18 protein-coding genes are annotated in these 20522 nt (G+C 67.7%); 9 read left to right on the forward strand and 9 right to left on the reverse strand.

Going from position 1 to position 20522, the window contains the following annotated elements; all coding sequences use genetic code 11:
* Positions 1-161: 161 nt before the first annotated feature.
* From M2650_RS07295 to M2650_RS07305, 3 genes are all read right to left on the reverse strand, one after another.
* The gene (locus tag M2650_RS07295) at positions 162-2846 is read right to left on the reverse strand and encodes a M1 family metallopeptidase (RefSeq protein WP_249472892.1); all 2685 of its coding nucleotides are present in this window, start codon (positions 2844-2846) and stop codon (positions 162-164) included.
* A gap of 208 nt (positions 2847-3054) precedes the next feature.
* Entirely contained in the window at positions 3055-3588 is a 534-nt protein-coding gene (gene ahpD, locus M2650_RS07300; RefSeq protein ID WP_249472895.1) for an alkylhydroperoxidase, AhpD family, read from the reverse strand.
* Between the two features lie 210 nt (positions 3589-3798).
* Positions 3799-4338 (reverse strand): peroxiredoxin, encoded by a 540-nt coding sequence (locus tag M2650_RS07305; protein ID WP_249472896.1) that lies wholly within the window; start codon positions 4336-4338, stop codon positions 3799-3801.
* 136 nt (positions 4339-4474) lie between these two features.
* Between M2650_RS07305 and M2650_RS07310 the strand changes: the two genes are divergently transcribed.
* A complete protein-coding gene (locus tag M2650_RS07310) occupies positions 4475-5404 on the forward strand; it encodes a LysR substrate-binding domain-containing protein (RefSeq protein ID WP_249472899.1) in 930 nt (309 codons plus the stop codon).
* Positions 5405-5431: 27 nt separating this feature from the next.
* Here the strand turns inward: M2650_RS07310 and msrA are convergent, their stop codons facing one another.
* The 4 genes from msrA to M2650_RS07330 all read right to left on the reverse strand — a co-directional run bounded on the left by msrA (position 5432) and on the right by M2650_RS07330 (position 9989).
* A complete protein-coding gene (gene msrA / locus M2650_RS07315) occupies positions 5432-6088 on the reverse strand; it encodes a peptide-methionine (S)-S-oxide reductase MsrA (RefSeq protein ID WP_249472901.1) in 657 nt (218 codons plus the stop codon).
* Between the two features lie 67 nt (positions 6089-6155).
* On the reverse strand, positions 6156-7076 hold the full coding sequence (locus tag M2650_RS07320; RefSeq protein WP_249472903.1) for a DMT family transporter: 921 nt from the start codon (positions 7074-7076) through the stop codon (positions 6156-6158).
* Positions 7073-7741 (reverse strand): glutathione S-transferase family protein, encoded by a 669-nt coding sequence (locus M2650_RS07325; RefSeq protein ID WP_249472905.1) that lies wholly within the window; start codon positions 7739-7741, stop codon positions 7073-7075. The genes M2650_RS07320 and M2650_RS07325 overlap by 4 nt, the downstream gene beginning before the upstream one ends.
* Before the next feature lie 40 nt (positions 7742-7781).
* A complete protein-coding gene (locus M2650_RS07330; protein ID WP_249472908.1) occupies positions 7782-9989 on the reverse strand; it encodes a sensor domain-containing diguanylate cyclase in 2208 nt (735 codons plus the stop codon).
* A gap of 230 nt (positions 9990-10219) precedes the next feature.
* Here M2650_RS07330 and M2650_RS07335 point away from each other — a divergent pair, with 230 nt between their 5' ends.
* From M2650_RS07335 to M2650_RS07355, 5 genes are all read left to right on the forward strand, one after another.
* Positions 10220-12001 (forward strand): glutamine--tRNA ligase/YqeY domain fusion protein, encoded by a 1782-nt coding sequence (locus M2650_RS07335; protein WP_249472910.1) that lies wholly within the window; start codon positions 10220-10222, stop codon positions 11999-12001.
* 4 nt (positions 12002-12005) lie between these two features.
* Positions 12006-12452 carry a hypothetical protein gene (locus M2650_RS07340; protein WP_249472911.1) on the forward strand — a complete coding sequence of 149 codons (447 nt, stop codon included), beginning with the start codon at positions 12006-12008 and terminating at the stop codon, positions 12450-12452.
* Positions 12452-13027, forward strand: a complete 576-nt coding sequence (locus M2650_RS07345) for a nucleoside deaminase (protein WP_249474281.1) — start codon at positions 12452-12454, stop codon at positions 13025-13027. The genes M2650_RS07340 and M2650_RS07345 overlap by 1 nt, the downstream gene beginning before the upstream one ends.
* A gap of 147 nt (positions 13028-13174) precedes the next feature.
* Positions 13175-14227: a 23S rRNA (cytidine(2498)-2'-O)-methyltransferase RlmM gene (gene rlmM / locus M2650_RS07350; protein ID WP_249472913.1), complete on the forward strand. Its 1053-nt coding sequence runs from the start codon at positions 13175-13177 to the stop codon at positions 14225-14227.
* 94 nt (positions 14228-14321) lie between these two features.
* Complete coding sequence (locus tag M2650_RS07355) at positions 14322-15032, forward strand: EF-hand domain-containing protein (RefSeq protein WP_249472914.1); 711 nt, start codon at positions 14322-14324, stop codon at positions 15030-15032.
* 50 nt (positions 15033-15082) lie between these two features.
* Here the strand turns inward: M2650_RS07355 and M2650_RS07360 are convergent, their stop codons facing one another.
* A complete protein-coding gene (locus tag M2650_RS07360; RefSeq protein WP_249472916.1) occupies positions 15083-16267 on the reverse strand; it encodes a UbiH/UbiF family hydroxylase in 1185 nt (394 codons plus the stop codon).
* On the reverse strand, positions 16264-17478 hold the full coding sequence (gene ubiH, locus M2650_RS07365; RefSeq protein WP_249472918.1) for a 2-octaprenyl-6-methoxyphenyl hydroxylase: 1215 nt from the start codon (positions 17476-17478) through the stop codon (positions 16264-16266). Before ubiH ends, M2650_RS07360 begins: the two co-directional genes overlap by 4 nt.
* Before the next feature lie 81 nt (positions 17479-17559).
* Between ubiH and M2650_RS07370 the strand changes: the two genes are divergently transcribed.
* Genes M2650_RS07370 through M2650_RS07380 form a run of 3 tightly spaced genes read left to right on the forward strand, consistent with a single transcriptional unit; the run spans position 17560 to position 19660 of the window.
* Positions 17560-18159, forward strand: a complete 600-nt coding sequence (locus M2650_RS07370; RefSeq protein WP_249472920.1) for a hypothetical protein — start codon at positions 17560-17562, stop codon at positions 18157-18159.
* 6 nt (positions 18160-18165) lie between these two features.
* Positions 18166-18720 carry a cob(I)yrinic acid a,c-diamide adenosyltransferase gene (locus tag M2650_RS07375; protein WP_249472922.1) on the forward strand — a complete coding sequence of 185 codons (555 nt, stop codon included), beginning with the start codon at positions 18166-18168 and terminating at the stop codon, positions 18718-18720.
* A gap of 4 nt (positions 18721-18724) precedes the next feature.
* Entirely contained in the window at positions 18725-19660 is a 936-nt protein-coding gene (locus M2650_RS07380) for a histone deacetylase family protein (protein ID WP_249472924.1), read from the forward strand.
* Positions 19661-20522 lie beyond the last annotated feature (862 nt).

A 20522-nucleotide genomic window follows, 5' to 3' on the forward strand; every position in this document is an offset into this window, starting at 1 on the left:
GGCTTCAGCCGCGAGCTTTCCTCGCACGCTCGCGCGAGCTGCGAGAAAGAGCTCGCGGCTGAAGCCGCTCCCACAAAGCCGCTCCTACAAAAGCCATGGAACAAGGAGAAGCCGCGGCCAAGGCTCGCCGACGACGAGGGCGGCGAGCCCGGCCGACGGCGTCATTTCTTGGCGAATGTCAGCGGCTGCCCCGCCCGCGCCTGCTTGGCCGCCGCGCACAGACGGATCGCCTCGCCGGTCTGCTTGAGCTCCAGCGGCCCGCCTTCGATGTTCTTCATGCGCTCGGCGAACTTGCTCTCGACATCGGCCGCGTCCGCGGCGCTGCACATGCCGTCGGCATAGAGGCCGACCAACCTGGCGCCGGCCGGCGCCAGCTTCGCTTCGAGCTCGCTGAAGTGGCCGTCCACCCACTGCCGCAATGCCGGGCGCATCGCAGGATCGTTGGCCTGCTCGCCGACCAGCGCGACGATTTCGTTCCGGCGCAGCAGGCCTTCCTCGAACACCAGCGCACGCGCACGCTCGGCCAGTTGCGGATCGGTGCTGTTGCCCAGCGCGCCCAGCAGCTGGCTGCGCAACACCGCATCCTGGCTCGCGCGGAAATGCTTCTCTGCGGCGTCGAACGCCGGCTTGCCGCCTTCCTGCACCGCCACCCACAACGCCGTGCCGCGCAGATCCCTGGGCACCGCATCGGCATTGAGCTTGCCGTCGCCGTCCAGGCCCAGCACGGTGCGGCCGCGCTTGTTCATTTCCGCGCGCACCGCCGGATCCTTGAAGCCGCCGGCGAAGAACGCGACCAGGTTGCCGCGCAGGATGCGGTCGTCGTCGCTCTCGCCTTCCTTCAGTTCGTAACCCAACTGCTGCAGGCGCGGACGATAGATTTCCGCGGCAGAGGCGAGGAATTCGGCGCGCTGCTTGTCGTCGCTGATCAGCTGCTCTTCCATCCAGCGCAGGTTGTACATGCCGGCGATGGCGGTCTGGCGCACCTGGGCGCTGGCGAACTGCGGCAGCGCGGCCAGCAGTTGCGAAGAGGTCAACGCGCCGGCGCCGTACGCCGAGGTGACCGAATCGGCATAAACGCGCTGCTCGCGCTCGTCGAGCTTGGCGAAGGCGCCGGACAGCGATTGCTGCCACTTGGGCGCCAGCGCGAAACGGTAGTAGCCCGCGCCGTGCGCATTCGGCATCACCCAGGCCGGGCAGGACTGCGCCTGCTTCAGCTCGAAGCGCGCCTGCTTGCCGGTGACGATGCCTTTCTCTTCGCGCACCTGGCCGCCGTCGTCGTAGCGCACGGCCAACGGGATGCCCCAGGTCTGGTCGGCGCTGGCGCTGGAACCGATCGGCAGGTAGCGCTGCTGCTGCAGCACCAGCGTCGGCTTGCCCTTGCCGCATTCCACATCGATCTTCAGGAACGGCACGCCGGGCTGGTCGATGTAGCTCTTGAACGCGGCATCGATGGCGTCGGCTTCGTTGCTCTGCGCCGCGACGGCGGCGATCAGGTCGGCGCTGGTGGCGTTGCCGCGCGAATGCTTCTTCAGGTAGTTGCGGACGCCGTCGCGGAACTTGGTTTCGCCGACGTAGTTCTCGAACATGGCCAGCACCGCACCGCCCTTCTGGTAGGTGATGCCGTCGAAGGCCGACTGGATCTGGGTGAAATCGTTGATCGGCTCATGGATCCGGCGCGTGCTGGCCAGGCTGTCGGCGCCCATCGCGCCCAGACCGCCTTCCAGGATGCCGCGGTCGGTGTGGAACTGCGGCTGCAGCTGGCCGGTGATCTTGTTGCCCATCCACGTGGCGAAGGCTTCGTTGAGCCACAGGTCGTCCCACCATTTCATCGTCACCAGGTCGCCGAACCACTGGTGCGCGAGTTCGTGCGCACTGACGCCCCAATAGCCCTGGCGCTGGCCGACCGCGGATTTTTCGTCGATGAACATCAGGCTGTCGCGGTAGACGATCAGGCCCGCGTTCTCCATCGCGCCGGCCCAGAAATCGGGGGCGGCGACGTTGTCGAGCTTGTCGAACGGATACGGAATGCCGAAATAATCCTCGAGCGCGTGCACGATCGCCGGCGTATTGGCCAGCGAGTACTTCATGCGCTCGCCCTGGCCCTTGGCGGCGATGCCGCGCAGCTTGATCGGCGCGGTGCGCGAACCGTTCGGTGCGATATCGGGGCCGACAGGCACGTCCCAGGGGCCGACCGCGAATGCGATCAAGTAGCTAGGCAGCGCTTCGGTGCGTGCGAAGCTGACTTTTTTCCAGCCGCCCGCGAGCTTTTCCGTTTTGGTTTCGGCGCTGTTGGCAACCGCGACGTCGCCTTCCGGCACGATCAGAGTGATGTCCCAGGGCTGCTTGAAGCTGGGTTCGTCGAAACCCGGGAAGGTGTTGCGCGCGCCCAGCGGTTCCATCTGCGTGACGATGTAGTCGCTGCCGTCGGGCTTGACCCGGTAGGCGCCCTGCAGTTCGCCGAACGGCGCGTCGTAGGCGATTTCGATGACGGCGTCGCCCGCGGGAATCTGTTCGGCAGCGGTGAACTTCAGCACGCCGGACACGTCGGCGGTTTCGGGGGTCAACGCGATGCGCTTGCCGCCGGCGACCACCGCTTCGGCCTTGGCGATCTTCAGATCGCGGCCGTGCATCCAGATCGTATCGGTGGCCTGCGCCACCTTGGCTTCGATGCGCGTCTTGCCGCTGAAGCGCTCCTGCTTGGGATCGAGCTTGAGTTCCAGCTTGACCAGCGACGGCACCACGGTGCGGGGCAGCGGCCCGCGGGGCACGGCGGAATCGGCTGCGTGGGCCAGGCCGGTGGCGAACAGCAGGGCGGAAGCGAGCAGCGTGGGACGGATCGAGCGCATCAGTGAGGTCTCCCGGGTCGATCCGGGAGAATACCTAGCGGCACAGCCCGCCGACCCATGACGAAAGTCCTGCTCGACCCGTTTTTTGCGCCACACCATTTTGCAGGAGCGGCTTTTGTAGGAGCGGCTTTAGCCGCGAGCTTTTCCCGGCCGCACCAATCGAATCAAGAGCTCGCGGCTAAAGCCGCTCCTACAAAGATCGACAGCCTCAGCCGGCAGATTGCTCCAGCGTCACCGCCACCGCATGCACCACCGCGGCGATCTTCAGCGCGCTCTGCACGCCCTGCGCGCTCACGTCGTGCTGGCGCAGCGTGCGCTCGTGCGAGTCCATGCACGCGCCGCAGCCGTTGATCGCCGAGACCGCGAGCGAGGCCAGCTCGAAAGTCACCTTGTCCAGGCCGGAATTGGCCATCACGTTCATGCGCAAGCCGGCGCGCAGCTGGCCGTATTCGTCGTTGTGGATCAGATGGGTGGCGCGGTAGTAGATGTTGTTCATCGCCATGATCGCGGCGGCGGCCTTGGCGCCGGAGACTTCTTCCGGCGACAGTTGCTCGGCGGCGAAGGCCTCGATCGCGCGCACCAGCGGCGCGTGGCGCGAGGCGATCGCGCAGGCCAGCGCGACGGCGCGGATCTTCTTGCCGTCCAGGCCCGGCGAGCCGCCGTCGGACAGCACGCTGTCGAGGTTGAGCTTGAGGTCCTTGGCGTAATCGGGGAGTTGGTTGCGCAGGTCGGAGAGGCTCATGTCGTTGTCCTTGTCTTGTGTCGCTTTTGTGGGAGCGGCTTCAGCCGCGAGCTCTTCCCGGCACAACGCGATGCGCTTGAAAAGCTCGCGGCTGAAGCCGCTCCCACAAAAGCGAAAGCAGGAAAAAACGAAGGCGGCCAGTGGGCCGCCTTCGGGATCCCGCCGACGCGAGGGAGGGGATACGCGGCGGAATCGAACTGCGGCTGCCGGTCAGGCGGCCTTGAGGACGTCGTCGCCCTGCTTCCAGTTGCACGGGCACAGCTCGTCGGTCTGCAGCGCGTCGAGCACGCGCAGCACTTCTTCCGGGCTGCGGCCGACCGACAGGTCGGTGACGTACACGAAGCGGATCACGCCGTCCGGGTCGACGATGAAGGTCGCGCGCTGCGCCACGCCTTCGTTCTTGTCGAGGATGCCCAGCGCGCTGGTGAATTCGCGCTTGATGTCCGCCAGCATCGGGAACGGCAGGTTGGCCAGGTCCTTGTGGTGCGTGCGCCAGGCGTGGTGCACGAACTCGCTGTCGGTGCTGCCGGTGAGCAGTTGCGCGTCGCGGTCCAGGAAGGCCTGGTTGTGCGCGGCGAAGCCGGCGATCTCGGTCGGGCAGACGAAGGTGAAATCCTTCGGGTAGAAGAACAGGACCAGCCACTTGCCCTTGTAGGTATCGTTGTCGATATCGACGAAAGCGTTGTTCAGATCGGTGGAAACGGTAGCCTTGAGCTTGAAGGTGGGCAGCTTGTCGCCGACGGTCAGCATGTGATCGCTCCTGGGTGATGAAAGGGTTGTGCCGGCAGGCGGGGCTGCGGCTCGACGGGACCTATTATTGCGCCGCAACATAGATTCAGCCAGTCGATTGTTTATATTCTATCGATAGCTGTAGACTATCGCAACCATGAACCTCCGCGACCTCCGCTATTTCGTCGCTCTCGCCGACCACAAGCACTTCGGTCGCGCCGCGGAGGCGTGCTTCGTCAGCCAGCCGACGCTGTCCACGCAGATCAGGAAACTCGAGGAAGAACTCGGCGTGACCCTGGTCGAACGCGCGCCGCGGCAAGTCATGCTGACGCCGGCCGGCCGCGACATCGCCGACCGCGCGCGGCGCATCGTCGGCGACGTGGAGCAGATGCGCGAATCGGCGCGCCGCAGCCAGGATCCGGAAGCGGGCACGATCCGGCTCGGCGTCTTCCCCACCCTCGGTCCCTACCTGTTGCCGCATGCGGTGCCGCGGATCCGTGCGCGTTTCCCGCGCTTGGAACTGTTGCTGGTCGAAGAAAAAAGCGATGTGCTGCTGTCGCGTCTGCGCGACGGCAAGCTCGACGCCGGCCTGCTGGCCCTGCCGCTGCACGATGAGCAACTGCATACCGAATTCCTGTTCGAGGAATTCTTCCTGCTGGCGGTGCCGGAACACCATCCCCTGGCCGCGCGCGACAGCCTGGCGCTGAAGGAACTGGCCGACCAGCGCCTGTTGCTGCTCGAGGACGGGCACTGCCTGCGCGACCAGGCGCTGGACGTTTGCCAATTGTCCGGCGCTACCGAGAAGTCCGGTTTCCAGGCCACCAGCCTGGAAACGCTGCGGCAGATGGTCGCCGCCAACGTCGGCGTAACGTTGCTGCCGATGCTCGCCACCAAACCGCCGGTGGCGCGCTCGGAAAGCATCCATCTGTTGGGCTTCAATGATTCGCAGCCCAGCCGCCGCATCGCGCTGGCGTGGCGAAAGAGTTCGGCGATGCATGAATTCCTGCTGCAGTTGGCCGAAGTGTTCCGCGCGTTGCCGCAGGATCTGTTCGCGCCCAACACGCCTGCTGCCGATAAAAAAACGTAACGCGCGCTGCGCAAGAGCGGCTGCGTTTTAGGCTGTTGCGCCCAACCCTATCGGGCAACTGACATTGGTCCCGCCCAAGCCGCAATAACCACCGGGATTCTTCGACAGGTATTGCTGGTGGTAGTCCTCGGCGTAATAGAACTCCGGCGCCGGATAGACGATCTCGGTGGTGATGTCTCCGTAGCCGGCCGCACGCAACTGCTGTTGGTACATGTTGCGGCTGGCGATGGCGGCGTCGTACTGCGCCTGGTCGTAGCAATAGATGGCCGACCGATATTGCGTACCGGCGTCGTTGCCCTGGCGCATGCCCTGGGTCGGATCGTGGCTTTCCCAGAACGTCTTCAGCAGTTGCTCGAACGCAATCTTGGCTTCGTCGTAGACCACCAGCACCGCTTCGGTGTGGCCGGTTTCGCCCGAACAGACTTCCTCGTAGGTGGGATTGGGCGTGAAGCCGCCGGCATAACCCACCGCCGTGGTCTCGACGCCGGGCAGCGACCAGAATTTGCGCTCGGCGCCCCAGAAGCAACCCAGCGCGAACTGCACGCGCTTCAATCCGGCGAAATCGCCCGCGATCGGCCGGCCATGCACGTGGTGCGCGTTGCCCACGCGCATAGGCGTATCGCGCCCTCGCAAGGCGCGGGAGGCATCCACCATGCGTTGCTTGTAACCGCCGATACCCAACATGCGCGCGCTCCCGGATGGCCTGCTCCTGATGTGCGGGCAGCGGCGGCCGCTTCAAGGTGCCGCTGCCCTAGGTCGGCTGCTCCGGCAGGCGCGAACGTCCTTTCAGGCCCGCCAGGAAAATGCCGGCCAGGCTGACCGCCAGACCCGCCCATTCGCGCGGCGTGGTGGCGCGGTCCAGCGCCCAGACATCCAGCAGGAACGCGACGATCGGCTGCAACAACAGCAGCAGCCCGATCAGCGCCACGCTCAGATGCGGCATCGCGCGCGAGATCAGCACCCAGCTCAGGCAATGCCCGAACAGCGCGAGCGTGAGCAGGATCGCCAGCGACTGCCAGGACGGGATCGCGAACGAGGCGCCCTCCGCCGCCGCCATCATCCCCAACAGCACGGCGCTGCCCAGCGATGCGATCGCCAGCACCTGTTCGATCGGTGCGGGCCCCCGCGAGGCTTCGCGCGCGTGCTGCTGCGCGCGGCGCAGCGTGATGTTGTAGATCGCGTAGCAGACGCCGGTGCCCAAGCCGAGCCAGACGCCCCAGCGGAACTGCGGCGGCAAGGCGCTCCACCCGCTGCCGAGCAGCAGCCACAAGCCGACGAAGGCCAATACGATGCCGGCCAGAAAACGCGGCCCCAGCCGCTCGCGGTACAGCAGCACGCCGGCCAGCGCCATGAAGAACACCTGCGCGTTGCCGAGCAGCGTCGCCAGGCCGGGGCCGATCAGCAGGATGCTGCGATGCCAGAGCCACAGATCGCAGGCGAACGCCGTCGCCGGTACCAGCGCCCACCACCACGCGTTGCGGGGCAGCTTCTGCCAGCGCCCGGTGGCGCGCAGCAGCAGCACCAGCATCAACCCGGCGAACAGCATCCGCCAGAAAGCCGACACGGTCGGCGGCGTGCCGGCGAAGCGCACCATCATCGCGTTGGTGCCGATCAGCGCGGCGCCGGCCAGCATCGACAACAGCGCGGCGCGGTCGGTACGCATGGCCGTCATTTCGCCGGTTCCGCCGCCAGGTTGTCGGTATCCGGCAGGCGCACCGTTTCGGCAAGCGCAGCCGCATGCCACTCGGCGTATGCGGGCAAGGCGCGGATCGCTTCGCCATAGGCCTGCGCGGTGGCGTCAATGGGTGCGCCGTAACCGGCGAAGCGCACCAGCACCGGCGCGAACATCGCATCGACGATGCCGAATTCGCCGCACAGGAACGGGCCGCCGGCGCCGTAGGCCTGGCGCAGCCCGCGCCAAATCGCCTGCACGCGGGCGATGTCGCGGTCGGCATCGGCGTTCCAATGGTAGCCGTCGGGTTGCCGGCGCAGGTTCATCGGCAGTTGCTTGCGCAACGCGACGAAGCCCGAATGCATTTCCGCCGCGGCCGAGCGCGCCTGCGCCCGTGCGCGCGGGTCGGAAGGCCAGCCGCGGCCTTCCAGGAAACGCTCGTTGACGTACTCGCAGATCGCCAGCGAATCCCAGATCACCAAGTCGTCGTCGTGCAGCGCCGGCACGCTGCGGTTGGGCGACCAGCGCTCGATTTCCTCGTAGAAAGAAGGCGTATCCAGCAACAGCGCATGTTCGGCGAACGGCACGCCGAAATGCCGCATCAGCAGCCAGGGCCGCAGCGACCACGAGGAATAATTCTTGTTGCCGATCACCAGGGTGAGCATGGAAGGTCCGCAGCCGTCGCGATCCCACCATGTTGCCACATCAGACGAACACGGCAGGCGCCACGCTCACGCGATTGCGGCCGCCGCGCTTGGCGGCGTACAGCGCGCGGTCGGCGCGCTCGATGGTTTCGTTGGGCGTGCTCTCGTGCGGCCAGCGCGACGCCACGCCGACGCTGGCGGTGAGTTTGAGCGGATGGCCGTTCCATTCCACAGGCAGCTCCTCCACCGCGGCGCGGATGCGTTCGCCGAGCTGCCGCGCCATATCCGCCGTGGACAGCATCGAAACGATCAGGAATTCCTCGCCGCCGTAGCGGCCGAGCAGATCGTTGCCGCCGATCACGCCGTTCAGCGCGCCCGACACCCGCCGCAGGCAATGGTCGCCGGCGGCATGGCCGTAGGTGTCGTTGATCGACTTGAAGTTGTCCAGATCGACGAACAGCACCGACAGATCGCGGTTGTTGCGGTGCGCCTCGCCGAAGTTGCGCGCCAGCCACTGGTCCAGCGTGCGCCGGTTCAGCGCGCCGGTGAGCGCATCCATTTCCGCCGAGCGGCGCAGGCGGATCGCGGCCTGCGCCTCGTCGATGGCCTGCACCGCCAGGCGCCCGAACTCGCTGGCCAGGGTCAGCTCGTCGGTGGTGAAGCCTTCGCCGCGCCCGCGCTCCAGGATCATCACGCCCCAGGCCGGCGACCGCAGCGGCAGCGGCACGATCGCCGGCACGGCCGCGCCCGTCGCCGGCGCGCCGGGCTCGTCCAGCGTCACTTGCAGCGGCGCGCGGGTGCGCGCCAAACCTTTGAGCACGCTCTGCCGCTGCGCCACGGTGCGCGCGAATTGCGGCTTGCGCTCGGTGGGCTCGGCGACCAGCAGGCTGTGGTTGTCGGCGCCGAACACGGCGACGGCGGCGGCGTCCAGATCCAATATGCGCTGCAACTGGTCCAGCACGCGGCGGTACGCGGTCCATTCCAGATCGCCGATGGCCAGCGACTTCAATTGCGATTGCAGGCCCTCGGCCAGCGCCAGTCGCGCGGCCTCGCGCGCCGCGCGGCGGTCGGAATCCTCGTGCGCCAGCTTGGCCCGGTCGCGCTGCGAGCGGTAATCGCCCACGCGCGCCGCCAGGCCGATGGCCAGCATCGCCGCCGAAGCCACTAGCGCCACCTGGTAGCCGCGCCGCGTCCACCAAAGATCGTCGATGTAGCCGCGCGACATCAGTTCGGCGAGGATCGCGGCCAGGCCGGTCAAGGTGCAGCAAAACGCGATCGGCCAAGCCATCGGGACGCGGCGCCGGGCCGCGTCGACGCCGATCGCGATGCAACCGAAACTGGCGCCGAGCCAACCGACCATGGACAAGGTTCGCGATGCGCCGCGCAAGCTTTCCAGGCCCAGCAATGCCAGGCCGGCGATCGCCAACAAAGCGGCGCAGGCCGCAGTGACCGCCTTGCCCGCCCGCGGCGACACGCCGCGCAAGCCGCCGTACAGCGCCAGGATCTGCAAGGCCGCCGCGCTGAACAACATGGTCAGGGCGGCGATGCCCTGTTCCCGCCAGGACGCCAGCAGGTGAAACCCCGGCAGCAGATAGAGATGGCCGTTGAGCGCGGCGATCATCAGCAGGCCGCTGAGCGCGAAGCCGAAATAGGCCAGAAAGGCGCGATCGTGCGCCGCGTAGAACAAGGCGAGCATTACCAGCGCCAGCATGAACAGGCTGGCGTAGATCGACATGGCCAGACCGATCGTGCGCTGTTCGATGCGCCTGGCCGCGGTCTCGCTCATCACTCGCGGCCGCAGCACGCTGCCGACGCCCGAGCGCACCCGCAAATCCAAGACGACCGGGCCCTGCCATTGCTCCGGCAGAGGGAATACGAACACGGATGGAATCGCGCCCTCGCTCTCTTCCGGCGCGAAGAAGCGGCGCGTAGGGCTGCGCCATCGCGCGTTGCCGACGGCGATCTCCTCGACGATATCGCGGCTGAACATCACCACCCAACGTTGCCCGGGGTCGTGGCGCGGCAACTCGAAACGCATGCGCGCCTCGGACGGGGGCCCATGGCTTGCGGGAATATCGACGCCATCGCCCTCCGATGTCGCGACCGCACCGCCGGACAATGGCGCCACCTGCAACGACACTTCCTGGTGCGTGGTGAACGAGGCCGCCAGCACGCTCGCCGCGCATACCGCCGCCAGCACCAGCAGGCCGGCGGCGAACATCCATTCGTGATGGGTCGAGCGCGCGATCATGGCCGCGCGGCTGCGCATGGCGCAGTCGCGGATCCTGGCGCAGCATCGTGCCCCGGCAGCGGGCACGGCGATACGGCGTAGTTGGCCCCGGCTTCCAACACCACCTGCATGGTGGCGCCCCCCTGTGATCCCGGCGTTGGCTCGCTCAATCCCTTGGCCGGCGAGCGCACGCAAGAATCGGGCCGAGCCAGCGGCGACGAACCGGACCCGGCCCGTTAGACTGTGCCCCCACCCGAGCCCTGCGTCCCATGCCCGCTTCGACCCCCGAAAACGTGACGCCCGTCACGCCCTACAAGCATACCGAAGCCGGCCCGGTCGCGGGCAAGCAGGACTTCATCCGCCAGATCGTCCGCGAGGATCTGGCCCAGGGCCGGCACAAGACGCCCCGCACCCGCTTCCCGCCGGAGCCCAACGGTTACCTGCATATCGGCCACGCCAAGGCCATTTGCCTGAATTTCGGCGTCGCCGCCGAGTTCGGCGGGGTCTGCAACCTGCGCTTCGACGACACCAACCCGGCCAAGGAAGACCCTGAATACGTTCAGGCCATTCAGGACGACGTGCGCTGGCTCGGCTTCGACTGGGCCGAACTGCGCCATGCCTCCGACTACTTCGAAGTGCTGTACCTAGCCGCCGAAAAGCTGGTCCGCCAGGGCGACGCCTTCGTCTGCGACCTCAGCGCCGAACAGGTGCGCGAATATCGGGGCGGTTTGACCACGCCCGGTCGCAATTCGCCCTTCCGCGACCGCAGCGTGAACGAGAATCTGGACCTGCTGCGGCGCATGCGCGCCGGCGAGTTCGCCGATGGGGCCCGCACCCTGCGCGCCAAGATCGACATGGCCAGCGGCAACATCAATATGCGCGATCCGGCGCTGTACCGGATCAAGAAGGTCGCGCACCAGAACACCGGCGACGCCTGGCCGATCTACCCGATGTACGACTTCGCGCATTCGCTCAGCGACGCGGTCGAAGGCATCACCCATTCGCTGTGCACGCTGGAGTTCGAGGACCACCGCCCGCTGTACGACTGGTGCGTGGACAAGGTGGGCCTGGCGAATTCGCCCGAGCTGCTGCAGCCGCTGCTGGACCGCGGCCTGCCGAACCAGGCCGCCAAGCCGCGCCAGATCGAATTCTCGCGGCTCAACATCAATTACACGGTGATGAGCAAGCGAAAATTGGTGGCGATGGTCGGCGACGGCCTGGTCGACGGCTGGGACGATCCGCGCATGCCCACGCTGCAGGGCCTGCGCCGCCGCGGCTACACGCCGGCGTCGCTGCGGTTGCTGGTGGACCGCGTCGGCATCAGCAAGCAGAACTCGACGATCGATTTCAGCGTGCTGGAAGGCTGCCTGCGCGACGACCTCGACGCGCACGCGCCGCGGCGCATGGCGGTGATCGACCCGCTCAAGTTCGTGCTGACCAACCTGCCCGAAGGTCATCGCGAAACGCTGTCGTTCGCCAATCATCCGAAAGACGAGTCGCTGGGTACGCGCGAGGTGCCGTTCTCGCGCGAGTTGTGGATCGAACGCGAGGACTTCGCCGAAGTTCCGCCTAAAGGCTGGAAGCGGCTAGTGCCCGGCGGCGACGTGCGCCTGCGTGGCGCCGGCATCGTCCGTTGCGACGAAGTGATCAAGAACGAAGCCGGCGAGATCGTCGAATTGCGCGGCACGCTCGATCCCGAATCGCGCCCCGACATGGAAGGCGCCAACCGCAAGGTGAAAGGCACCATCCACTGGGTGAGCGCACGCGACGCGATCGCCGCCGAGATCCGCCTCTACGACCGCCTGTTCGCGGTGGCCGATCCGGACGACGAATCCGAGGGGAAGACCTACCGCGACCATCTCAACCCGGACTCGCGCAGCATCGCGCGCGGCTGGGTCGAACCTGCCGCGGCCGCCGCCGCGCCCGAAACTTCGTTCCAGTTCGAGCGCCTGGGCTATTTCGTCGCCGACCGCCGCGACCACCGCAGCGATGCGCCGGTGTTCAACCGTAGCGTTACGCTACGCGATACCTGGAGCCAGACCGGAGGGTAGCCCGATGCGCCATACCATCCTCGGCTTGTTGGCAACGTGCTGCGTGCTGATGGCGACCGCCTGCGCGGCGCCGCCCTCTTCCGCCGCGCCCGACCCGTCGCCATCGAATGCTTCGCAAGCGGCCTCGCCCGCCAAGCCCCCGCCGAAGAGCGGTCCGTTGCCGGCCGAACGCGCCGTCGCCGCCGCGATCGACCGGCGATGCAGCACGGACGCCGACTGCGCGGTCAAAGACGTGCGCAATTGCTGCGGCATGATGCCCGCCTGCGTCAACGTCGACAGTCCGACCGATCCCGCAGGCGTCGCGGCCGAGTGCAAGAAGCGCGGCATGATGTCGGTCTGCGGATTCAAGGCGGTCCAGGGCTGCAAATGCAGCAACGGCCAATGCACGGCGCTGTCTGCGCCGGTCGATCCCGTCGTCGATCCGGCGCCCGCGCCGCCGGCGCAAGAATGATGCTGTACGCGCAAGTCCACCTCACCTTGCCGGCCTGGGTGCACGACGCGGTCGATGCCGGCCGCGCTTACGCGAGCGACGAAGACAAGGTCGCGCTGGCCGTCGAGCTGTCGCGCACGAACATCGAGGCGCAGACCGGCGGCCCGTTCGGCGCGGTGGTGTTCGGGCCGGGCGACCGTGTCGTCGCGGCCGGCGTCAACGTCGTACTGCCGCAGAGCACGTCGCTGGCGCACGCCGAGAACATGGCATACATGCTCGCGCAACAACGCCTGCAGCGCGCGCGTTTGAACGAGAACGAAGCCGGCGAACGCGATGGCGTATACACGCTGGCGACCTCTTCCCAACCTTGCTGCCAGTGCTACGGCGCCACCGTTTGGGCCGGCATCGACCGCCTGCTGATCGGCGCGCGCAGCGACGACGTGATGGCGCTGACCGAATTCGACGAAGGTCCGCTGCCGGCGGACTGGATCGGCGAGCTCAACCGGCGCGGGATCGAGGTGGTGCGCGACCTGCGGCGCGACGAAGCCTGCGCGGTGCTGCGCGCCTACGGCCAGCTCGGCGGCCGCCGCTATTAAGCACCGCCTCGTAATTCCTGCGGACGCGGCTTTTGTGGGAGCGGCTTTAGCCGCGAGCTCTTGCAAGATCGCCGCAGCACGGAAAAGCTCGCGGCTAAAGCCGCTCCCACAAAAGCCGCTCCTACAAAAGCAACAGCGACGATCCGGATGAACGGGCTGCTGTGCTACTGCCGCGCCGGCTTCGAACCCGAACTCGCCGCGGAACTGACCGAACGCGCGGCGCAAACCGGCCATACCGGCTATGCGCGCACCGAGCGCGGTACCGGCTATGTCGTGTTCGCCTGCGATAGCGCGCAGGCGCTATCGCAGGCGTCGCCATGGCGCGAACTGATCTTCGCTCGGCAGAAGTTGCTGCTGATCGCCGAACTGCGCGATCTCGATCCGCGCGACCGCATCGCGCCGATGCTCTCGGCCTTGCCTGCCGACGTGAAGTTCGGCGACCTGTTCGTCGAACATCCCGACAGCGACGCCGCCAAGCCGCTGTCCGGGCTGGCGCGCAGCTTCGCCAACGCGCTGCGCCCGGCGCTGCGCAAGGCCGGCCTGCTCAGCGCCGGCGAGCGCAACGATCTGCCACGGCTGCATGTCTGCTTCATCGCCGGCGACCAGGCGCTGCTGGCGATCGGCGAACCGAGCGACAGCGCGCCGTGGCCACTCGGCATCCCGCGTTTGCGCATGCACGCCGATGCGCCGTCGCGCTCGGCGCTGAAGCTGGAAGAAGCGCTGCTGTGCCTGCTCGACGACGACGAACGGCAACGTCTGCTGCAACCGGGCATGCGCGCCGCGGACCTCGGCGCCGCGCCCGGCGGCTGGACTTGGGTGCTGATGCGCAACGGCTTGCACGTGACCGCGATCGACAACGGCCCGCTGCGCCCGCATCTGTTCGACAGCGGCCTGGTGGAGCACCTGCGCGCAGACGGCTTCGCCTGGCAACCGCAACGGCCGCTGGACTGGATGGTGTGCGATATGGTCGAACAACCGCGCCGCGTCGCTGCCCGCATGGCGCAATGGTTCGGCGAAGGGTGGTGCCGTCACGCGATCTTCAACCTGAAGCTGCCGATGAAACGGCGCTGGCAGGAGACGGTCCTGTGCCTGCAGGAATTCTCGTCGCAGGCGGGAAAACCGCTGCTGCTGCGCGCGCGCCAGCTTTATCACGACCGCGAGGAAATCACGGTTTTCGCTTCGCTCCGAAACCCGCGCTGAATGTTGCCCGCCATTCAGGCTGGAACGCCGCGGTTGACGCGAGGTTGATCGGGCCGGGACTACCGTCGCAGCGTCCTCCCACGAGGTAGCTCCGATGAAGACCGCAAAAAAAACCGCTATTTCGATCGCCCTGGCCGCGGCTTTCGGCTTGAGCGCGCCCGCCTTCGCGCAAACCGCCGAGCAGCAGCAGGCGCAGCGCGACAGCAAGGCCGCGGCCGAAGTCGCGCAGCAGGCCAGCGCCAATGCGCAGACGGCCGAAGCGGCTGCGCAGAGCGCGAACGCGAGCGCGTCTCAGTCGGCAAGCGCAGATGCGGCCGCGAACGCTACCGTCGCCAGCGACAGCGCCGCGCAAGCGTCCGCCGCCGCCAGCATCGCCGCCGGCGCCGCCGGCGCGGCCAACAATGCGTTCAACGAGTCGGGCGCCGGACAGGCGCAGACCAAACAGGCTTCGGACGTCGCCGAAGGCGCGAAGACCATCGCCGAGGCCGCCAATGCCACGGCCGGCGAAGCTGCCGTCGGCGCGCAGGTAGCCGCGCAAGCAGCGCAGGACGCAGCTGCCGCACCGCCGCCGATGCAGTCCACTACGGTGCCGCCGGCGCAAGCGCCGGTCACCGTGAACTCTCTGCCGCCGGATTCGGTGGTGGGCGAATACAAGATCGATTTCGCGGCGATGGACAAGAACGGCGACGGCAACCTGAGCCGCGCCGAGGCCAGTTCCAACGCCACGCTCACCGCGGAGTTCCGCGCCGTCGACGTCAACAATAACGGCAGGCTGAGCAGGGATGAGTTGAAGGGCTGGATGTAAGCATCCGCAAACCCGGAATAAAAAAGCGCCCCGCAGATGCGGGGCGTTTTTTATGTCCGCAAGCCCGCGGCGCGCCGCCACAGCGCCTGCGTCACGGGCGGCAGGCGGCCGGCCAGGCCGAGCAAGGGGCCGCGCATCAAGGTGGCGGCGACGCTGTCGTTGGAGAACAGCCGGTTGATGCCGCTGAAGGCGTGCGCCGCCGCGGCGTTTTCGCTCTTGCGCTCGCGCGCCCATCGCGACAACGACTGCGGCGAGGCGTAGTCAGCCTTGCGCGCACGCGCCCGCACGATCGCATCGCGCAGCGCGGCGACATCGCGCAAGCCCAGATTGACGCCTTGGCCGGCGAGCGGATGCACCACGTGCGCCGCATCGCCGATCAACGCGACGCGGCCGATCGCGTAGTCGCGCGCCAGCTGCCGCCGCAGCGGGAAGGCGACGCGCTTGGATATCGCGTGCGTGCGGCCGAGCCTGCCGTCGAAGGCGGCGGTCAGCTCGCGGTCGAAGCTGTCGTCGTCGAGCGATGCGATGCGCGCCGCTTCGCCCTCGGGCAAGGTCCACACGATCGAACTGGAGCCGTCGGCGCAAGGCAGGAAAGCCAGCGGTCCGGTAGGCAGGAAGCGCTGCCAGGCGGTCTGCTCGTGCGGACGTTCGGTCTGCACGTAGGCCACCACGCCACGCTGGGCATAGCTGTGCGCATCGACCTGCAACCCGGCCAGGGCGCGCACGCTGGATTCGGCGCCGTCGGCGGCGATCGCCAGCCCGGCTTCGATGCGGCTGCCGTCGTCCAGGCGCAGGCGCACGCCGTCGTCGAGCTGTTCCAGCGCATCGACGCGCGCCGGGCACTGCACGCGCACGTCGGTCGCCGAAAGCCCGGCCCACAGTTTGTCGACCAGCAACCCGTGCTCGACGATCCAGCCCAACTCGCGACGACCGAAGGCGTCGGCGTCGAAACGCAACTCGCCGCCGCCGGCCGCATCCCAGACGCGCATGCGGCGATAAGGCTGCAGGCGCGCAGCGGCCACGGCCCGCCATACGCCCAAATCGCCGAGCAAGGCGGCGTTGTCCGGCGCGAACGCGTATACGCGCAAGTCGGGACGGTCCGCGCGCCACGGCGGCGGCGCTTGCGCTTCGATCAAAGCCGTTTGCAAGCCGATTTCGGACAGCGCGAGCGCGCAAGCGGCGCCGACCACGCCGCCGCCGACGATCACGGCATCGAGCCGGTTGCGCCGGCTCATCGGCACAACCTCGGCACGTCGCCGCGGAAGCCCATCGCGCCGCCGACCAGGTAGCCCTGCACCGACGGCAGGCCGTCCATCGCCGCCAACCCGAGACTGCGCAGTGGCCGCAGCCACGGCGCCGGGTTGGCGGTGAGCCGCGCCAAACCGTCGGAGAATGCCAGCGTGCGGCGGCGATCTTCGCTGCGGCGCGTTGCATAGCTGTCGAGCAAAGTCGCATCGCCGGGATCGACGTCGCCGTCGCTTTCCAAACGCGACTCGATGATCTCGGCCAAGGTCAACGCATCGCGTAGGCCCAGGTTGAATCCCTGCGCGCCGATCGGGTGCAGCGTCTGCGCGGCATTGCCCACCAGCACCGCGCGCGGCGCCACCGTCTGCCTGGCCACGGCGCCTATCGCCGGATACGCGCTGCGCGGGCCGCTGGCGACCAACTTGCCGATGCGCCAACCGACGGCATCCTGCACGCGCTCCAGCCACGCAGCATCGTCGAGCGCGGCGACCGCATCGGCCTGTTCGCGCGCGACGGCATGCACCACGCCGAAATGGCGATCGCCGCGCGGCAACAGCGCGGTGGGGCCGTGGTCGCCGAAACGCTCGTAGGCGGTGCCGTCCGGCGCGCGTTCGCTGCGGACGCGCGCCACGAACAGGGTCTGGCCGTAATCGCGCTCGTCGTGGCCGATGCCGAGCGCGGCGCGCAGGCCGCTGCGCGTGCCGTCCGCGGCGACGATCAAGCGGGCGGCGACCGGCCGCTCGCCGCTGCCGTCGGCGATCGTGATGGCGCGCGTGCCGTCGGCTTCGGCTTCGATGCCGACGAAGCGCGCCGGCCGATAGCGGGTGAAGCGGTTCAGCTCGTCCAGCCGCGCCTCCAGCGCCAGGCCGAAGTCGCGCGCCACCACCACTTGGCCGAAAGCCTCGCGGCCGTAGTCGGCGGCATCCAGCCGGACCCGGCCGAAGTCGCCGCGCCGGCTGACCTGGATGCTGCGGATCGGTCCGGTCGGCGCGGACAGCTTCTGCATCACCCCGAGCGCGGTCAGCGCATTGACGGTGGCCGCTGCGAAGCTGAGGTTGCGCTGGTCGAACACGGCCGGCAGGGCGCCGGCCGGCGTGGCCTCCACCAGGGCCGTGTCCAGCCCCAGGCGGTCCAGCGCGATCGCCAGGCTGGCGCCGACCAGGCCGCCGCCCACGATGAGCACGTCGTGTCTTGCCTTCATCACGACATGATAAGGCCGCAGCCCGACCAGTTCGCTAGAATGAGCGCTGTCCTGCACGCCGTGCCCGGAGTTTCCCGCCCGATGAACACCCATACGCAACGCGCCATCGTCCTGTCCCTGCTCGTGCTGCTGATGGCCGCGACCCGGACCCATGTCTTCTCGCACTTCGCGCCGGTCCCCGACGCGTCGTGGGCGGTGTTCTTCATCGGCGGCTTCTATCTGCGCGCCTGGACGCGCTGGGCATTCCCGCTGCTGATGGCGCTGGCGGTACTGATCGACTGGTGGGTCATCAGCAGCCAAGGCATCAGCTTCTGGAGCCATTACTGCGTGTCTCCGGGCTACTGGTTCCTGATCCCGGCGCATCTGGCGATGTGGCTGGGCGGCCTGTGGCTGGCCCGCCATTACAAAGGCGCGAGCGTCGCGGCGCTCGGCCGGCTGGCGGCGAGCCTGTTCGCGGCGACCGCGCTGTGCCATCTGCTGGCGCAAGGCAGCTTCTACTGGCTCAGCAGCAGCGTGGCCGAGCCGACCTTCGCCGGCTGGTGGAAGAACTACAGCGACTGGTTCCTGCCTTACCTGCGCAGCACCGCCATGTTCGTCGCGGTCGCGGCGATCGCGCAGGTGGCGAGCGAACAGATCGTCAAGCATTCGCACGCCGGCGCACAGGAACGCAAGCAACGCTGACCGGCGATGGGCAACCGCCTCAGCAAGATCTATACCCGCACCGGCGACGACGGCAGCACCGGCCTGGGCGACGGCACGCGCGTAGCCAAAGATTCGGCGCGCGTGGCCGCGTACGGCACCGTCGACGAAGCCAATTCGGCGATCGGCGTGCTGCTGGCCGCCGGGTTGGACGAAGGGATCCGCGATCTGCTCACCACCGTGCAGCATCAGCTGTTCGATCTGGGCGGCGAGTTGTGCATCCCCGGCCACGCCGCGATCTTCGATGCCGACATCGACGCGCTGGAACGCCAATTGGACGGCTACAACGAACCGCTGCCGCCGCTGAAGGATTTCATCCTGCCCGGCGGCGGCGAAGCCGCGGCGCGTTGCCACCTGGCGCGCACCATCGTGCGCCGCGCCGAACGCGAGACGGTGGCGTTGTCGCGCCAAGAACCGGTGCGTCCCGAAGCGATCCGCTATCTCAACCGGCTGTCGGATCTGCTGTTCGTGCTGGCGCGCGTGCTGGCGCGTGCGGATGGCCATGGCGAAGTGCTGTGGAAGCACGAGCGCCGCAAGCGCTGAAGCGATGAGCGCCGGCATCCCCGTCTTCTTCACCCACTCGGCCTGCTTCGCGCACGACACTGGGCCGGGCCATCCGGAATGCCCTGAACGCCTGGGCGCGGTGATCGACGGCCTGCGCACCGCCTTCGAAACCGCTCAATGGCAGGAAGCGCCGCGCGCCAGCCGCGGCCAGCTGCTGCACGCGCACGACGCTTCGTTGCTGGATACCGTGCTGGAAACGCGTCCGGAAGGACGGATCATGCTCGACCCCGACACGGTGCTTTCGCCCGCTTCGGCCGAAGCGGCGCTGCGCGCCGCGGGGGCCGGCGTCGCCGCGGTCGATGCGGTGCTCGGCGGCGAGACACGAACCGCGTTCTGCGCGGTGCGGCCGCCCGGCCACCACGCCACCGGCGACACGGCGATGGGTTTCTGCCTGTTCAATTCGATCGCGGTCGCGGCGCGCCATGCGTTGGACAAGCACGGCCTGGCGCGCGTGGCGATCGTCGATTTCGACGTGCACCACGGCAATGGCACTCAAGCCATTTTCGAAGCGGATCCGCGCGCGCTCTACCTCAGTTCGCACCAGTTTCCGCTGTACCCAGACACCGGCCGCGACGACGAACGCGGTGCCGGCAACATCGTCAACGCACCGCTTCCGCCCGGCGCGTCGGGTGCGGAGTTCCGTGCGATCTGGAGCGAAAAACTGCTGCCGGCCCTGGACGCCTTCCGCCCGCAACTGATCCTGGTCTCGGCCGGATTCGATGCGCATTGGCGCGATCCATTGGCGCAATTGCGCTTGGCCGAAGACGACTACGCCTGGATCACGGAACAATTGGTGCTGCTAGCCGATCGCCATGCGCAAGGCCGGATCGTGTCGATGCTGGAAGGCGGCTACGACCTGCAGGCCTTGCGCGAGTGCAGCGTGGCCCACGTGCGCGCGCTGATGCGCTGGCCTTCGTAGAACGGTTCGCTTCCCCTCCATCTTGCCCAGACTTTCGTGGAGCGGAGCTCGACCGCTGCCCTTGCTCCGGCTTTGTAGAGCGAGCTTGCACCGCTGCTCTTCGCTCTTAGGCCGTTCGCTCTTTAAGCCGTCATCCCAGCGAACGCTGGGACCCATCTTGCTCTGGCGCTTGCCCCTAAGCCGTCATCCCGGCGAAGGCCGGGATCCAGGCCCGCGTCCTCGCCGCTTGCGCTGCGGCTCGCGCCATGGACAAAAGCTTCCGGCTGCGCCGGGTCACTTTCTTTGTTGGCCCAAAGAAAGTAACCCAAGAAAGGGCCTGAACTGCGGTGCGATGCGTCGTGCCTGAAAGTCCGCCAGCGACCCTGCTTTCGTCGCAGGTGACCTTCTTACGCAGGTACTAGATTTTGATTCGCAGCCTATGGGTGACGTGGCTTTTGCGGATTTGCGCTAAGGAGGCGTTCTGATCGATCGCCCCGAATCTGAATGTCGAAGCGACGGAGGAATCCCGAGGGCTGGCGAGCGGTGGCCAAGAATACGGGGGAGCCCCATCGCCGGGATCCCTTCCAAAGGCCCTTTTTCTTTGGTTACTGTTCTTTTTGGGCCCCACAAAAAGAAAGTCACTCGGCCGCGGTTTTAGCGGACGAAACCCCGGCCTGAAAGGCCGGCAGGTCGCGACAAACCCAACAGCAAAGGCAGCGGAGCAAGCTCCGCCCTACACAGAGCAAGTGCGAATCTCCCCCGGGCCCTCTTTTTCAAAGAAGGGAGACAAGCAAAGGCACTGGATCCCTCGCCTTCGCTACATGGCGGCTTGAGGGCAATGGCAGCGGGGTAAGCCCCTCTTTACAAAGCGGAGCACTGGATT

This window comes from Luteimonas galliterrae, assembly GCF_023374055.1.
Taxonomy (GTDB): domain Bacteria; phylum Pseudomonadota; class Gammaproteobacteria; order Xanthomonadales; family Xanthomonadaceae; genus Luteimonas_C; species Luteimonas_C galliterrae.

Coding starts and splice junctions, on each gene's coding strand:
- M2650_RS07295 (WP_249472892.1), bottom strand. CDS start 2,846: ATGCGCTCGATCCGTCCCACGCTGCTCGCTTCCGCCCTGCTGTTCGCC.
- ahpD (WP_249472895.1), bottom strand. CDS start 3,588: ATGAGCCTCTCCGACCTGCGCAACCAACTCCCCGATTACGCCAAGGAC.
- M2650_RS07305 (WP_249472896.1), bottom strand. CDS start 4,338: ATGCTGACCGTCGGCGACAAGCTGCCCACCTTCAAGCTCAAGGCTACC.
- M2650_RS07310 (WP_249472899.1), top strand. CDS start 4,475: ATGAACCTCCGCGACCTCCGCTATTTCGTCGCTCTCGCCGACCACAAG.
- msrA (WP_249472901.1), bottom strand. CDS start 6,088: ATGTTGGGTATCGGCGGTTACAAGCAACGCATGGTGGATGCCTCCCGC.
- M2650_RS07320 (WP_249472903.1), bottom strand. CDS start 7,076: ATGACGGCCATGCGTACCGACCGCGCCGCGCTGTTGTCGATGCTGGCC.
- M2650_RS07325 (WP_249472905.1), bottom strand. CDS start 7,741: ATGCTCACCCTGGTGATCGGCAACAAGAATTATTCCTCGTGGTCGCTG.
- M2650_RS07330 (WP_249472908.1), bottom strand. CDS start 9,989: ATGCGCAGCCGCGCGGCCATGATCGCGCGCTCGACCCATCACGAATGG.
- M2650_RS07335 (WP_249472910.1), top strand. CDS start 10,220: ATGCCCGCTTCGACCCCCGAAAACGTGACGCCCGTCACGCCCTACAAG.
- M2650_RS07340 (WP_249472911.1), top strand. CDS start 12,006: ATGCGCCATACCATCCTCGGCTTGTTGGCAACGTGCTGCGTGCTGATG.
- M2650_RS07345 (WP_249474281.1), top strand. CDS start 12,452: ATGCTGTACGCGCAAGTCCACCTCACCTTGCCGGCCTGGGTGCACGAC.
- rlmM (WP_249472913.1), top strand. CDS start 13,175: ATGAACGGGCTGCTGTGCTACTGCCGCGCCGGCTTCGAACCCGAACTC.
- M2650_RS07355 (WP_249472914.1), top strand. CDS start 14,322: ATGAAGACCGCAAAAAAAACCGCTATTTCGATCGCCCTGGCCGCGGCT.
- M2650_RS07360 (WP_249472916.1), bottom strand. CDS start 16,267: ATGAGCCGGCGCAACCGGCTCGATGCCGTGATCGTCGGCGGCGGCGTG.
- ubiH (WP_249472918.1), bottom strand. CDS start 17,478: ATGAAGGCAAGACACGACGTGCTCATCGTGGGCGGCGGCCTGGTCGGC.
- M2650_RS07370 (WP_249472920.1), top strand. CDS start 17,560: ATGAACACCCATACGCAACGCGCCATCGTCCTGTCCCTGCTCGTGCTG.
- M2650_RS07375 (WP_249472922.1), top strand. CDS start 18,166: ATGGGCAACCGCCTCAGCAAGATCTATACCCGCACCGGCGACGACGGC.
- M2650_RS07380 (WP_249472924.1), top strand. CDS start 18,725: ATGAGCGCCGGCATCCCCGTCTTCTTCACCCACTCGGCCTGCTTCGCG.